This window comes from Polynucleobacter sp. 35-46-11 (assembly GCF_002281105.1).
The window spans coordinates 14250-29484 of sequence record NZ_NCFJ01000007.1 but is presented as its reverse complement, the minus strand read 5'-3'; the positions used below and the strand labels follow the sequence as shown (position 1 = coordinate 29484).

13 protein-coding genes are annotated in these 15235 nt (G+C 46.4%); 12 read left to right on the top strand and 1 reads right to left on the bottom strand.

From position 1 onward, the window contains the following. Positions 1 to 52 precede the first annotated feature (52 nt). From carA to B7Y67_RS01620, 4 genes are read left to right on the top strand one after another with little or no spacing between them, the layout of a single operon-like run. Positions 53 to 1246 (top strand): glutamine-hydrolyzing carbamoyl-phosphate synthase small subunit, encoded by a 1194-nt coding sequence (gene carA, locus B7Y67_RS01635; protein WP_293597027.1) that lies wholly within the window; start codon positions 53 to 55, stop codon positions 1244 to 1246. Next, entirely contained in the window at positions 1246 to 4509 is a 3264-nt protein-coding gene (gene carB / locus B7Y67_RS01630) for a carbamoyl-phosphate synthase large subunit (protein WP_293597024.1), read from the top strand. The genes carA and carB overlap by 1 nt, the downstream gene beginning before the upstream one ends. A gap of 19 nt (positions 4510 to 4528) precedes the next feature. Next, positions 4529 to 5005 (top strand): transcription elongation factor GreA, encoded by a 477-nt coding sequence (greA, locus tag B7Y67_RS01625; protein ID WP_293597023.1) that lies wholly within the window; start codon positions 4529 to 4531, stop codon positions 5003 to 5005. Positions 5006 to 5022: 17 nt separating this feature from the next. Then, positions 5023 to 5508 carry a DUF4149 domain-containing protein gene (locus B7Y67_RS01620; protein WP_293597022.1) on the top strand — a complete coding sequence of 162 codons (486 nt, stop codon included), beginning with the start codon at positions 5023 to 5025 and terminating at the stop codon, positions 5506 to 5508. An 83-nt stretch (positions 5509 to 5591) separates the two neighbouring features. Here the strand turns inward: B7Y67_RS01620 and B7Y67_RS01615 are convergent, their stop codons facing one another. Beyond that, positions 5592 to 6218 carry a YhbY family RNA-binding protein gene (locus B7Y67_RS01615; RefSeq protein WP_293597021.1) on the bottom strand — a complete coding sequence of 209 codons (627 nt, stop codon included), beginning with the start codon at positions 6216 to 6218 and terminating at the stop codon, positions 5592 to 5594. A gap of 138 nt (positions 6219 to 6356) precedes the next feature. Between B7Y67_RS01615 and B7Y67_RS01610 the strand changes: the two genes are divergently transcribed. From B7Y67_RS01610 to pstB, 8 genes are all read left to right on the top strand, one after another. Next, positions 6357 to 7031: an RlmE family RNA methyltransferase gene (locus B7Y67_RS01610; protein WP_293597020.1), complete on the top strand. Its 675-nt coding sequence runs from the start codon at positions 6357 to 6359 to the stop codon at positions 7029 to 7031. A gap of 127 nt (positions 7032 to 7158) precedes the next feature. Next, entirely contained in the window at positions 7159 to 9036 is a 1878-nt protein-coding gene (ftsH, locus tag B7Y67_RS01605; RefSeq protein WP_293597019.1) for an ATP-dependent zinc metalloprotease FtsH, read from the top strand. Positions 9037 to 9061: 25 nt separating this feature from the next. After that, positions 9062 to 9931, top strand: coding sequence for a dihydropteroate synthase (gene folP / locus B7Y67_RS01600; protein WP_293597018.1), 870 nt, complete (start codon positions 9062 to 9064; stop codon positions 9929 to 9931). 40 nt (positions 9932 to 9971) lie between these two features. Then, complete coding sequence (gene glmM / locus B7Y67_RS01595; protein WP_293597017.1) at positions 9972 to 11315, top strand: phosphoglucosamine mutase; 1344 nt, start codon at positions 9972 to 9974, stop codon at positions 11313 to 11315. Positions 11316 to 11433: 118 nt separating this feature from the next. Beyond that, positions 11434 to 12465 carry a phosphate ABC transporter substrate-binding protein PstS gene (gene pstS / locus B7Y67_RS01590; RefSeq protein WP_293597016.1) on the top strand — a complete coding sequence of 344 codons (1032 nt, stop codon included), beginning with the start codon at positions 11434 to 11436 and terminating at the stop codon, positions 12463 to 12465. Positions 12466 to 12538: 73 nt separating this feature from the next. After that, positions 12539 to 13525, top strand: coding sequence for a phosphate ABC transporter permease subunit PstC (pstC, locus tag B7Y67_RS01585; RefSeq protein ID WP_293597015.1), 987 nt, complete (start codon positions 12539 to 12541; stop codon positions 13523 to 13525). Continuing rightward, a complete protein-coding gene (pstA, locus tag B7Y67_RS01580) occupies positions 13522 to 14388 on the top strand; it encodes a phosphate ABC transporter permease PstA (protein ID WP_293597014.1) in 867 nt (288 codons plus the stop codon). The genes pstC and pstA overlap by 4 nt, the downstream gene beginning before the upstream one ends. Before the next feature lie 8 nt (positions 14389 to 14396). After that, positions 14397 to 15233, top strand: a complete 837-nt coding sequence (pstB, locus tag B7Y67_RS01575; protein WP_293597013.1) for a phosphate ABC transporter ATP-binding protein PstB — start codon at positions 14397 to 14399, stop codon at positions 15231 to 15233. The last annotated feature ends 2 nt before the right edge of the window (positions 15234 to 15235 follow it).

Below are 15235 nucleotides of genomic sequence, written 5' to 3'. Positions count from 1 at the left end.
TTTGGGGTGTTGAGCGTCGGATGGAGCAGGGACTGGAGATGGTTTGTCACCCTTGCTTCCTTCTTTTCCTCCCGCCGTGTTGGCTCTAGCCGACGGCACCGTATTTCCCGGTCTTAGTATTGGCGCCCCTGGCGAAACTACCGGCGAAGTCGTTTTCAATACCGCACTTACTGGCTATCAAGAGATCATTACTGATCCTAGTTACTCTCGCCAAATCGTGACCTTGACCTATCCGCACATCGGCAACGTGGGTGTGAACGGTCAAGACGCGGAGTCGGATCAAATACATGCAGCTGGTTTGGTCGTAAAAGACCTCTCCAAGCGCGTATCCAATTTCCGCTCTGAAGAAAGCCTCGATAGCTACCTGACTAAAGCAGGGGTAGTCGGCATTTCTGGTATCGATACTCGCAAACTCACTCGTATCTTGCGCGATAAAGGCGCTCAGTCTGGCGCGATCGTCGCTGGCAAGATGGGGGATGATGTAGAGGCTCTTGGCAAGAAAGCCTTGGAGTTGGCTAAGGCCTTCCCAGGCATGGCTGGTTTAGATCTCGCCAAAGTCGTTACAACAAAAACTCCTTACCAATGGCGCGAAGCTGAATGGGATCTACATGGCCCTGACGGCAAGCCTGCATACAGAACTTTAGATGCTAGCAAGCCAATCAAGAAAGTGGTTGCTTATGACTTTGGTGTGAAGCGCAACATTTTGCGCATGCTCACAGAGCGTGGCTGCGAACTCATGGTTGTGCCTGCACAAACTAGCGCTGCTGAAGTATTGGCGATGAACCCAGATGGTGTGTTCTTCTCAAATGGCCCCGGAGATCCTGGCCCTTGCGATTACGCGATTGCTGCTGCAAAAGATATTATCGAAAAGGGTGTTCCAACATTCGGTATTTGTTTGGGTCACCAGATTATGGGTTTAGCTGCTGGCGCTAAAACTTTGAAGATGAAGTTTGGTCACCACGGTGCAAACCACCCTGTAAAAGATTTGGATACTGGGCGCGTAGCGATTACCTCTCAGAATCATGGTTTTGCAGTAGACGCAAATACCCTGCCTGACAACATTCGTGTCACGCACGTTTCTTTATTTGACGGATCACTACAAGGTTTGGCTTGGAAAGATAAGCCCGCTTTGTGTTTCCAAGGTCACCCTGAGGCCTCACCTGGCCCTCATGACATTGCCTATTTATTTGATCGTTTTGTGGAGCTGATGAATGCTACCGCTGTTAGCAATAAGGGAGGCAAATAATGCCTAAGCGTAGCGACATTAAGAGCATCCTGATTATTGGTGCAGGTCCAATCGTCATTGGACAGGCTTGTGAGTTTGACTATTCCGGTGCGCAGGCTTGCAAAGCTTTACGTGACGAAGGTTACAAAGTTATTTTGGTGAACAGTAACCCTGCAACCATCATGACTGACCCAGAGATGGCTGATGTAACTTACATCGAGCCAATTACTTGGGAAGTAGTAGAGCGCATTATTGCCACCGAGAAACCGGATGCTATTTTGCCAACGATGGGTGGTCAAACTGCTTTGAACTGTGCACTTGATTTGCATCGCCATGGTGTTCTCGAGAAATACGGTTGCGAATTAATTGGCGCTTCACCAGAAGCGATTGATAAAGCAGAAGACCGTCAAAAGTTTAAAGATGCGATGACCAAGATTGGTCTCGGTTCTGCGAAGTCTGGCATTGCGCATTCTATGGATGAAGCCCATGAAGTCCAGCAACGTATTCAGAAAGAAACTGGCAGCTTAGGTTTCCCGGTGGTGATTCGTCCTTCATTCACCATGGGTGGATCTGGTGGTGGTATTGCTTACAACCGTGAAGAGTTTGAAGAGATCTGCAAACGCGGCTTAGATTTATCGCCGACCCGTGAACTCTTAATTGAAGAGTCTCTCTTGGGTTGGAAAGAGTTCGAGATGGAAGTGGTGCGTGACCGTGCCGATAACTGCATCATCGTTTGCTCAATCGAAAACTTAGACCCAATGGGTGTGCACACTGGTGACTCAATCACTGTTGCCCCAGCGCAAACATTGACGGATAAAGAGTATCAAATTCTACGAAATGCCTCGATTGCGGTATTGCGTGAGATTGGTGTGGATACTGGTGGATCAAACGTCCAGTTCTCCATTAACCCAGTCGATGGTCGCATGATTGTGATTGAGATGAACCCACGTGTTTCACGTTCATCGGCATTGGCCTCTAAAGCAACGGGTTTTCCAATCGCCAAGATTGCTGCAAAGTTGGCCGTAGGTTACACATTAGATGAGCTGAAGAACGATATTACTGGCGGCGCTACTCCAGCATCCTTTGAGCCATCCATCGACTATGTTGTAACGAAGATTCCACGTTTTGCGTTTGAGAAGTTCCCGCAAGCGGATTCTCGCTTAACAACGCAGATGAAGTCAGTTGGCGAAGTGATGGCAATCGGTCGCACTTTCCAAGAGTCATTCCAAAAAGCACTGCGTGGCCTAGAGGTCGGCGTAGATGGTTTGGATGAAGTGTCTACGGATCTAGACGACATCATTCAAGAAATCGGCGAGCCTGGTCCAGACCGTATTTGGTATTTAGCAGACGCTTTCCGTATGGGTATGGGTCTTGATGAGGTTTACAACGAGACTAAGGTAGATCCTTGGTTCTTGGAGCAAATCGAAGAGCTCATCACTATAGAAACCGAGCTCAAGCAGCGCAAGATCGATAGTTTGTCAGCGCCTGAGTTGCGTTTCATCAAGCAAAAAGGTTTTTCAGACCGTCGTTTAGCGAAGTTGTTGGGAGTGGACGCTTCCTCCGTTCGTGCAGCACGTCATCGCCTTAAAGTAGTGCCTGTCTACAAGCGGGTAGATACCTGCGCGGCTGAGTTCTCTACAAACACAGCGTATCTGTATTCCACATACGAAGCAGAGCATGGTGAGTGCGAATCCCAGCCAACTACCAAAGATAAGATCATGGTGCTTGGCGGTGGTCCAAACCGTATTGGTCAAGGTATCGAGTTTGATTATTGCTGCGTTCATGCTGCCCTTGCAATGCGCGAAGATGGTTATGAAACCATCATGGTGAACTGCAACCCAGAAACAGTTTCTACCGACTATGACACATCGGATCGATTGTATTTTGAGCCATTGACTCTGGAAGATGTTTTAGAGATCGTTGCCATTGAAAAGCCAAAAGGTGTGATCGTGCAGTACGGTGGTCAGACGCCTTTGAAGTTGGCATTGGATCTCGAAGCAAACGGCGTGCCTATCATTGGCACATCACCAGACATGATTGATGCTGCAGAGGATCGCGAGCGCTTCCAAAAGTTATTGCATGAGTTGAATCTGCGTCAGCCGCCTAACCGTACTGCACGTGCAGAAGACGAGGCTCTCAAGCTTGCCGAAGAAATTGGTTATCCATTGGTGGTGCGTCCTTCTTATGTTCTGGGTGGTCGCGCCATGGAAATCGTTCATGATGGTCGTGATCTCGAGCGCTACATGCGTGAAGCGGTTAAGGTATCTCATGACTCACCAGTGCTGCTAGATCGCTTCTTAAACGATGCGATTGAGTGCGACGTCGACTGTATTAGTGATGGTCAGCGTGTATTTATCGGTGGTGTGATGGAGCATATTGAGCAAGCTGGCGTGCACTCGGGTGACTCTGCCTGTTCATTACCACCGTATTCCTTGTCTGATGAGACGATTGCAGAAATCAAACGTCAAACAGCGGCAATGGCCAAAGGCCTGAATGTGGTTGGTTTGATGAACGTGCAGTTTGCGATTCAGAATGTCGATGGCAAAGATGTCATCTATGTGCTCGAGGTAAACCCACGCGCCTCTCGAACAGTGCCATTCGTATCCAAGGCGACTGGTTTGCAGTTAGCCAAGATTGCAGCACGCTGCATGGTGGGTCAGACTTTAGATCAGCAAGGTATCAAGGCTGAAGTGAAGCCTGTGTACTATTCAGTTAAAGAAGCGGTATTCCCATTCAATAAGTTCCCGGGCATTGATCCAATCCTTGGACCAGAGATGCGCTCTACTGGTGAAGTGATGGGTGTGGGTAAGACTTTCGGTGAAGCACTCTTCAAATCTCAGTTAGGTGCTGGTATTAAGTTGCCTAAGAGTGGCACCGTGGTGTTGACGGTAAAAGATAGCGATAAGCCTAAGGCAGTTGAAGTGGCTAAGCTCTTGCATCAATTGGGCTTCCCCATGGTAGCTACCAAAGGTACTGCCGCAGCGATTGAAGCAGCAGGTTTACCGGTGCGCGTAGTCAATAAAGTAAAAGATGGTCGTCCACATATTGTTGACTTGATCAAGAATGGTGAGATCTCACTTGTATTTACTACTGTTGATGAGACTCGCACAGCAATCGCAGATTCACGCTCTATTCGTACGAGTGCTCAGGCCAATAATGTGACTTACTACACCACGATTAGTGCGGCACGCGCAGTGATGGACGGTTTGATGACGTCGCAAAACGGTAATAAAGAGTCTCTTGAGGTGTATTCATTGCAGAATCTGCATAAGACGCTCAATTAATTTAAGTTAGGTTAGAAGCATGAACACAATTCCCATTACTAAGCGTGGCGCAGAGCTCCTCAAGGAAGAGTTGCATCGCTTAAAGCATGAAGAGCGCCCATCAGTGATTAATGCCATTTCTGAAGCGCGTGCACAGGGCGATCTTTCTGAGAACGCTGAGTATGATGCTGCTAAAGAGAAGCAAGGCTTTATTGAAGGCCGCATTCAGGAGCTTGAAGGCAAGCTCTCTGCAGCGCAAATCATTGATCCAGCCACTTTGGATGTTAATGGTCGAGTGGTTTTTGGTGCGACTGTAGATCTTGAAGACTTAGAAGATGGCACTAAGCTAACTTATCAGATCGTTGGTGATGATGAAGCTGATATTGCTTTAAATAAGATCTCGATTAGCTCTCCGATTGCCCGCGCTTTAATCAGCAAAGAAGAGGGCGACGTTGTTGCTGTTCAGGCTCCGGGCGGTAATCGTGAAGTAGAGATTCTCGCGGTTCGTTACCTCTAATACAAACCAGAATCAACATGCAGACTTTAGGGACTCCGACTCATGTGGGCGCTCAAAGACTCTTCATTTTGATTGCGGGCTTATGGGTTGGAGGCTTGCTTGCTGTGGGTTATTTAGTTGCCCCAGCCATTTTTAGCACCATGACTGATCGTCAAGCTGCCGGCATGGTGGCTGGCAGCATCTTTAAGCTAGAGGCCTACCTGAGCTTGATCGTGTGTATTGGTCTAATGGTCTTAGCCAATCTCTTAGTAAATCGTGGCCTCAATCAATTTAGACTCATTCGCTGGCTTTTATTGGCAATGCTGCTATGTTCTATTGCAGCAGCCTTTATCTTTATCCCTTGGATGAACACCCTCAGAGATAATGCTTTAGCGCAAGGCATGCCCGTCATGGTTTCTCCATCAGCTACTTTATTCGGCAGGCTGCATGGTGCCTCTAGCATTCTATTTATGCTGCAGAGTCTTCTGGGAATCTTCTTGGTCTGGCGACTTACTAAGAGGTGAGTTAAGAAGCAATACAAGAGGTAAGTAATAAAAAACGCCGATTAGCGGCGTTTTTCTGGGGAGCATCTTCAATACCCTGCGTATCAAGAGCCCAATGATTTCTTCTTCGTACTGCTCATACGTGCCTTACGTTTCTTGATTGGCGCAGGTGCTGCAACTGCCTTGCGGTAGCCTGGTGATGACCAGCCAATTTTAGACTCAGCAGCATCGGCACGTAGAACACGTTTCTTTGGGGCAGCGTTTTTTACTGCAGCCGCTCTTTCAAATGGCGACTTGCTAGCAGCGGAGCGTCGATCTGATCTCTCGGAGGTGCTGGTGCGAACACCGACTTTTGCAACAACGCGATTCGGTTGGCGCTTAGTGCGAGGTGCTTGCAATGATTTCTTGGTTTGCTTGCTGGATCTTCCTAAGTTGGAGAGGGCCGCATCAACAATATCAATCGGTTTCCAAAGTACGAGCAATTTTCCGATATGCTGAACTGGCGCTGCGCCGAGTTTGTCGCAAAGCTCTTCATAGATGGCAATACGTGCGTCACGATCGTCGCCGAATACACGAACTTTGATCAAACCGTGATGAGAAATAGATAACTTAGCCTCTTTGATGACCGCAGGAGTCAGGCCATCGCTACCAATCATGACAATTGGACTCAGTCCATGAGCGTCGGCTTTAAGGGATTTACGTTGGGCTGGGGTAATAGTAAGTGCAGTCATGGCCTCGATGATAGAGCATTAGGGCTTGTAAAACAGGGCTTTCGGCCCCATATAGACTCATATCAAGATGTTTTACGTCGATTCCTTTTGCCTTGTAGGGCATAAACAAGGAAAATAAACGTCGAAAGTGGGTAAGTTGTGGCAAAGAATAAATTTAATAAAAGTTGGTTGCAGGATCACTTAAATGATCCGTACGTGAAGATGGCCCAAAAAGAGGGTTATCGCGCACGAGCTGTCTATAAGTTGAGTGAGATAGACGAGCAAGACCGACTCATCAAAGCAGGTATGACTATTGTGGATCTCGGGAGCGCTCCTGGGAGCTGGTCTCAGTACGCCCGTAATCGCCTGACTGAGCTAGGTAAAAATAATCCGAATATTGAATCTGGTAAGCCGGATGGAACCATTATTGCGATTGATATTCTGCCGATGGAAGATATTGCGGACGTCTCTTTTATTCAGGGGGATTTTCGTGAAGATGAGGGCTTAAAGGCGCTTGAGGCGCTTTTGCCAGCCGATGCAGATGGAAAAGTTGATCTCGTCATGTCGGATATGGCACCCAATCTCTCTGGGGTAGGTGTGGCAGATGCAGCCCGCATGGCTTTTCTGGCAGAAATTGCCCTGGATTTTTCAGTCCAGCACCTCAAACCAGAAGGTGCCTTACTCATTAAGTGCTTCAACGGCAGTGGCTACAGCCAAATTGTGGAATCCTTTAAAAAGGTGTTCAAAACCGTGGCCTCCAGAAAGCCAAAAGCCTCTAGAGCGAAGTCCTCGGAAATCTTTTTACTTGGCCGAGACCTCAAACTACCTAAATAACCCCCTAAAAGTAGGGGTTTATTAAATAAATTGGCTCTCAGCCCTTGAAAAAGGCTGGTAGTAGAATCAAATACTTAGATATAGCAATCCGCTTTAACTCCCGGATTAATCCGGCAAAGGTCTCCTTTTGAATAGCAATATGTTGCAAAAAGTCGGTGTGTGGCTCATTGTGGGTCTGGTGCTGTTTACTGTTTTTAAACAGTTCGACAAGCCAAAGGATCAGACTCAAGTCACGTATTCTCAATTCATGGACGATGCCAAAGCTGGCAAAGTCAAACGAGTTGATGTGCAAGGCCGTACTCTGCAAGTTATCCCAAATGACGGTAACAAATATTCCATCATCTCCCCAGGAGATATTTGGATGGTTGGCGATTTAATGAAGTACGGTGTCCAAGTTACTGGTAAAGCGGATGATGAACCAAACATGTTGGTTTCTGCTTTGTATTACCTTGGACCCACTTTATTGATTATCGGTTTCTGGTTCTTCATGATGCGTCAGATGCAGGGCGGCGGTAAGGGTGGAGCATTCTCTTTCGGCAAATCCAAAGCGCGCTTAATTGATGAGAATAGTAATACTGTTACTTTTGCTGATGTCGCTGGTTGCGATGAAGCGAAAGAAGAGGTCTTTGAGATTGTTGACTTCCTAAAAGATCCGCAAAAGTTTCAAAAGCTCGGCGGCCGTATTCCGCATGGCGTATTACTAGTAGGCCCTCCAGGAACTGGTAAGACCTTGTTGGCTCGTGCGATTGCGGGCGAAGCAAAAGTGCCATTCTTTTCTATCTCTGGCTCAGACTTTGTAGAGATGTTTGTTGGTGTCGGCGCATCACGTGTGCGTGACATGTTCGAGAACGCCAAGAAAAATTCCCCTTGCATCATCTTTATTGATGAGATCGATGCGGTTGGTCGTCATCGCGGCGCCGGCATGGGTGGCGGTAATGATGAGCGCGAACAAACTCTCAACCAAATGCTGGTAGAGATGGATGGTTTTGAAAGCAATAGCGGTGTGATCGTTGTTGCCGCTACCAACCGTTCCGATGTCTTGGATCGCGCTTTATTGCGTCCAGGTCGTTTCGACCGTCAAGTACACGTTGGCTTGCCAGACATTCGCGGTCGCGAGCAAATCTTGCAAGTACACATGCGTAAAGTTCCGATTGATCCGGATGTGGATGCGGCTGTATTGGCACGTGGCACGCCTGGTTTCTCGGGTGCAGATTTAGCAAACCTGGTCAACGAATCTGCCTTGTTTGCAGCACGTCGCAACAAGCGTGCCGTTGATATGAAAGACTTCGAAGATGCAAAAGATAAGATTTATATGGGTCCTGAGCGCAAGTCTGCAGTAATGCGTGAAGAAGAGCGTCGTAATACGGCGTATCACGAGTCTGGTCATGCTGTGGTTGCTAAGGTGTTGCCTAAGGCTGATCCAGTACATAAGGTCACCATCATGCCGCGCGGTATGGCACTTGGTGTTACTTGGCAGTTGCCAGAATTTGATCGCGTGAACTTGTACAAAGATCGCATGATGGAAGAGTTGGCGATTTTGTTTGGCGGTCGTGCTGCTGAAGAAGTCTTCTTGCATTCCATGAGCACTGGTGCATCCAATGACTTCGAGCGTGCTACCAAAATGGCCCGTGATATGGTGACTCGCTACGGTATGAGTGATAGCTTGGGCACGATGGTGTATGTCGATACCGAATCTGAAAGCATGTTTGGTCGCACTAGCTCAAAGACTGTTTCTGAGTTGACCCAACAAAAGGTGGATGCAGAGATTCGTGCATTGGTCGATAGTCAGTACGCCTTGGCAAGATCGATCCTGGAGCAAAACCGTGACAAGGTTGAAGCCATGGTTGCTGCTTTGCTTGAATGGGAAACCATTGATGCTGAGCAGATTACCGACATCATGGAAGGTCGTCCACCACGTGCACCTAAGCCACCACCAGCAACCCAGTTTGGTAATTCAGCTGGAACGCCAGGTCCTGCAGCAGGCGCTGCTCCAGCGACTGCTTAATTAGCCTCAAGCTAACAGCAAGGTGATGAAGCAAGCACTGCCCGCAACATGGCGTTGCGGGCGTTTTCTTTTTGACTTCAGTAAACGTCAGCGCCCAATAGTGATGGGTATTCTGAATGCCACGCCAGACTCCTTCTCGGATGGTGGCAAGTTCAGAACCCCAAGTGATGCGATTGCTCGAGCAGAGCGCATGATTGCTAATGGGGTAGATATGATTGATATCGGCGGTGAATCAACTCGCCCAGGCGCCGAGCCGGTGTCATTGCAGGAAGAATTAGATCGCGTCTTGCCAGTGATTGAGGCCTTAAAAGATTGCGGCCTTGCTTTGTCGATTGATACCTATAAGGCTGAGACCATGCGTCAGGCACTCAATGCTGGAGTGGATTGCGTTAATGACATCTGGGCATTGCGACAAGAGGGCGCAGTAGATGCTGTCATCGAGAGTGATAAGAGCAATCCAGATAAACAGTGCGGTATTGTTTTAATGCATATGCAGCGTGATCCACAAACGATGCAATTTAATCCCAATTATCAAGATGTGATTGCCGAGGTAAAAGTATTTTTACAGGAGCGTGCCTCCTTGCTAGAGAATCAAGGCGTCGCTCAAAACAGAATTGCCATCGACCCTGGCTTTGGGTTTGGAAAAAGTCTTGAACACAACCTCAAGATGCTGGCTGATTTTGATCAATTTTCCGAATTGGCTTATCCGGTATTGGCCGGAATTTCTCGTAAATCGATGTTGGGTAAGTTAACTGGTCGTGACACCAATGACCGTATAGCGCTGAGTGTTGCAGCTGCCATCCTGGCTGCTGATCGTGGTGCTCGTATCATCCGCGTGCATGATGCTCAGGAGACGGTAGACTCCTTAAAGCTCTGGGAAGCTATCCAGAGTTAACTTGCTTGGCTAAATACCCACAAGTTTTATAATCAAGCCCATGAAAAAACAATACTTTGGTACTGATGGCATCCGTGGTGAAGTGGGGCAATTCCCGATTGTTCCGGAGTTCATTACGCGTCTTGGCTATGCCGCAGGCAAAGTACTAAGTAGTCAGTCAAAACCGGGTGAGCGCTGCAAGATTTTGATTGGTAAAGATACCCGTGTTTCTGGTTATTTATTAGAAGCTGCCTTAGAGGCTGGTTTTGCTGCTGCCGGTGTTGATGTCATGTTGTGCGGACCAATGCCTACTCCTGGTGTTGCTTATCTCACTAAAGCCTTGCGCTTATCTGCAGGCGTAGTAATTTCAGCATCACATAACGCCTATCAAGATAACGGCATTAAATTCTTCTCCGCTGAAGGTGGCAAGTTAAGCGATGAGTTTGAACTAGCAATTGAAGCTGAGCTTGCTAAGCCGATGGGCTGTGTCAGCTCAAAGGAGCTGGGTAAAGCATTTCGTATAGACGATGCTGCAGGCCGTTACATTGAATTCTGCAAATCCACCTTTCCGGGCGAGTTAAATCTCAAAGGCATGAAGTTGGTTGTCGATTGCGCACATGGTGCTGCGTATCACACTGCACCGCATGTCTTTCATGAACTGGGTGCTGAAGTGATTTCAATTGGCGTTCATCCAGATGGCCGAAACATTAATGACGGCTTTGGTGCGACAGCGCCAGCAGCTTTAATTGCTAAAGTTAAAGAAACCAAAGCAGATCTCGGTATCGCCTTGGATGGTGATGCAGACCGACTGCAAATGGTCGATGCTTCTGGTAGGTTGTTTAATGGCGATGAGCTTTTATACGTACTAGCAAAAGATCGCATCGAGCGCGGCCAAGCTATAGGTGGAGTGGTGGGTACCTTGATGACCAACCTCGCCGTAGAAAATGCTATTAAAGGCTTGGGTATTGGATTTGAACGTGCTAATGTAGGCGATCGTTATGTCTTAGAGCTACTCAAACAAAAAGGCTGGATTATCGGTGGCGAAGGTTCAGGCCATTTACTTTGTTTGGATCAACACTCAACCGGTGATGGCACCATCGCCGCGCTGCAGGTGCTAGCTGCCATGAGCCAGACCAAGAAGAGCTTGGCCGAACTTTTAGATGCAGTCAAGATCTTCCCCCAGGCACTTCTGAATATCAAATTCAGGGCGGGGTACGATTGGAAGTCAGACAATACCCTCAAATCGAAGATTAGCCAGGTTGAGAGTGATCTCAAAGGCAGGGGCAGGGTGCTTATTCGTGCCTCAGGCACAGAACCTGTCCTAAGGGTCATGGTAGAGGCTCAAGATAGTAAACTAGCCATGAGCTCAGCCAAGGACATTGCGAACTTGGTCCCAACGACTTAACTCATTGAATTAAATGAACTTTATTTATTTAAATCCTGTGTCATAAAAGCGTAATACTTGAAACGTATTGTTCATAGCTAGCAGTATTCAAGACTACATCTATCAAGGACGCTTACAAATGAAACTCGTATTTAAAAATGCCTTAGTTGCTGGTGCCGTTGCTTTGTCATTGGGCTCAAGTGCCGCAATGGCAACTGAAATGACAGGCGCCGGTTCTTCTTTCATCTATCCAGTTCTCAGCAAATGGGCTGAGTCTTACAAAGCTAAAAGCGGCGATAGTCTTAACTACCAATCTATTGGTTCTGGTGGTGGTATCAAGCAAATTAAAGCGAAAACAGTCGATTTCGGTGCTACCGATGCTCCAATGAAGTTCGAAGAACTCGAGCAACATGGTATGGTGCAATTTCCAGCGATTATTGGCGGTGTAGTTGCCGTGGTTAATATTGATGGCGTGAAGCCTGGTCAGTTGAAGCTGTCTGGCGACTTATTGTCGGATATTTTCCAAGGTTCAGTTACTGACTGGAGCGACAAACGCGTTGCTCTGTTAAACCCTGGTATGAAGATCCCTTCAGGTCCAATTACCGTTGTAACCCGCGCTGATGGCTCTGGTACAACAGCTATTTTCACAAGCTTTTTATCTAAAGCAAGTAGCAACTTTAAGGATGCCGTAGGTTTTGGTGCCCAAGTGAAATGGCCGGCTGCTTCTACTGTTAGTGGAAAAGGTAACGAAGGTGTTGCTGCTAACGTTGCCCGTATCAAAAATTCGATTGGTTATGTTGAATACGCTTATGCCAAAAAGAATAACCTGAGCTATACCCAAGTTAAAAATGCTGATGGCGTAATGGTTTCACCTACATCTGAAGCATTTGCTGCCGCATCAGCTGGTACCGATTGGTCTAAGTTCCCTGGAATGAATACCTTCATTACATACGCTCCTGGCGCAAAAGCATGGCCAATCACAGGTGCAACTTTTGTAGTGGTCTACAAAAAGCCAGAAAATAAGGCTCAAGCCGCTGCAGTATTGAAATTCTTTGACTATTCATTTAAAGATGGTAAGAAAGCTGCTTCAGATTTAGACTATGTGCCTATGCCTGATGCGACTGTAGATTACATTCGTAAGCAAGTTTGGTCCCAAGTTGACGCGAAGTAATTTTAATTTGCAGTAACTATTAAAACGACCCTGTTAATAGGGTCGTTTTAAATTTTCTGGATCTGAATATTTTATGAACACCTTGGAATCTTCTGGCGCACCTTCAGCTTTAGCAACAAAAATTGCGCGTCTACAGCTAGTTCAGGATTTTTTATTCCATCGTATTACTCAATTTTTTTCCCTTTCAGTGCTTTTTGCTTTATTGGGAATCATTATTTCTTTATTCATTAATGCTTGGCCTGCTCTGCATGAGTTTGGCCCCCAATTTTTCTTCACATCCCAGTGGGATATTGTTGGTGGAGAGTTTGGTGGTCTGATTGCTATTTACGGTACCGTAGTCTCATCCGTGATTGCACTCTTAATTGCGGTGCCTTTAAGCTTCGGCATTGCCTTTTTTCTGACTGAAATTTGCCCGCCACAGCTTCGTCGCCCACTTGGAACGGCGATTGAATTATTGGCTGCTGTTCCCTCAATCATTTATGGCATGTTTGGTCTATTTGTTTTTGCCCCAATTTTTGGAGACTACATTCAACCATTCCTCCAAGCTACATTGGGGAACATACCTCTTATTGGGATTCTATTTTCTGGTTCGCCTAACGGCATTGGAATGTTATGTGCTGGCTTAATTTTGGCGCTAATGATTTTGCCTTTTATTGCTTCGGTGATGCGTGATGTGTTTGATATTGTTCCTCCAGTCCTCAAAGAGTCTGCATATGGAATAGGATGCACTACTTGGGAGGTGGTGAAAAATATTGTGCTCCCATACACAAAGGCTGGCGTGATTGGCGGAATAATGCTTGGCCTCGGAAGAGCGCTTGGAGAGACAATGGCAGTCACCTTCGTGATTGGTAATGCCCAGCGCATTTCACCTTCATTATTTGCTCCAGGAAGCTCAATTGCTTCAACGTTAGCTAATCAGTTTGGTGAGGCTGAGGCAGGCCTTCACTACTCCTCATTATTTGCATTGGGTCTTGCACTTTTCTTTATTACCTTTGTTGTTTTGGCTATTGCTAAATGGATGTTAATCAATATGGAAAAAAAACAAGGACTTAAAACATGAAGATGAGTGCTAATGTCGATCAAGGAATTTTTTCAAGAAGAAAGCGTGCCAATAAGATTGGTCTCGCCCTGTCTATGGTTGCGATGGCTCTTGGAATGACTAGCCTGATTTGGATTCTGAGTATTTTGTTTATAAAGGGATTTTCGGCTATAAATCTCAATATGTTTTTAGCTAGCACTCCAGCTCCTGGCACCGATGGGGGAGGGCTTTCTAATGCAATAGTTGGGAGTTTGTTATTGGTTAGCACCTGCACACTGATCAGTACTCCGATCGGTGTTCTGGCAGGTCTATACCTTTCAGAATATGGTGATCGAAGCAGGGTGGCATCATTAACGCGTTTTGTAACAGATATTATGCTTTCTGCCCCTTCGATCGTAATTGGTTTATTTGTCTATGCCTTATATGTTGCCCAAGTACAGCATTTTTCTGGTTGGGCAGGCACAATCGCACTGTCATTAATTGCGATTCCTGTGGTTGTTAGAACTACGGAAAATATGCTGCGCTTGGTTCCTGGCAGTTTGCGTGAGGCTGCCTACGCACTAGGAACGCCCAAATGGAAGGTTGCTTTTATGGTAACTCTAAGAGCAGCTCAAAGCGGCATTATGACTGGTGTATTACTTGCGCTCGCTCGTGTTAGTGGAGAAACTGCGCCGCTTCTATTTACGGCATTGAGTAACCAGTTTTTCTCTGTAGATATGAATAAGCCAATGGCTAATTTGCCAGTTGTTATTTTTCAGTTTGCTATGAGCCCATACGACAATTGGGTTGCTCTTGCTTGGGGTGGTTCACTGTTAATTACATTTGCAGTACTCATTTTGAATATTTTGGCTCGAGTAGTATTTCGTCAGAAAGTTCAGAGTTAATGAGTGACATGAAAACATTGTTTGACTTAAATCAGATTGATAGTCAGGGAGCTAGAGTGGAATTAAATAATGATCAAGTAATAACAAATTCTGTTAATGCGCTTGAAGTGCGTAACCTTAATTTTTTCTATGGATCTTTTCAGGGTTTAAAGGGTATCAATCTCGATATTGAGCAAGGTAAGGTTACCGCCTTTATTGGCCCATCTGGTTGTGGAAAATCAACATTATTAAGAACCCTAAACCGTATGTATGACCTCTATCCTGGTCAACGTGCTGAAGGTGAAATTAATTTCTATGGCCAAAATATCCTAGAGCCTGGTCAGGATTTGAATCTGTTGCGCTCGCGCATTGGGATGGTATTCCAAAAGCCAACACCATTTCCAATGTCTATTTACGAGAATATTGCTTTTGGTGTGCGTTTATATGAAAAGCTATCACGCTCTGAGATGGATGAGCGAGTTGAGTGGGCTCTAAATAAAGCTGCGCTTTGGAACGAAGCAAAAGATAAATTAAATCAAAGTGGCTTATCTCTTTCAGGCGGTCAGCAGCAGCGTCTCTGTATTGCTCGTGGAGTAGCAGTTAAGCCATCCGTTATCTTGCTTGATGAGCCTACTTCGGCTCTTGATCCAATCTCTACAGGAAAGATCGAAGAGTTGATTAATGAGCTGAAGCATGAATACACGATTGCAATCGTTACTCATAATATGCAACAAGCTGCACGCGTCTCCGATTACACTGCGTATATGTATCTTGGAAGCTTGATTGAGTATGGTAAGACGGATGAAATATTCATCAAGCCTAAACGTAAAGAAACAGAAGATTACATTACCGGTCGCTTCGGTTAATT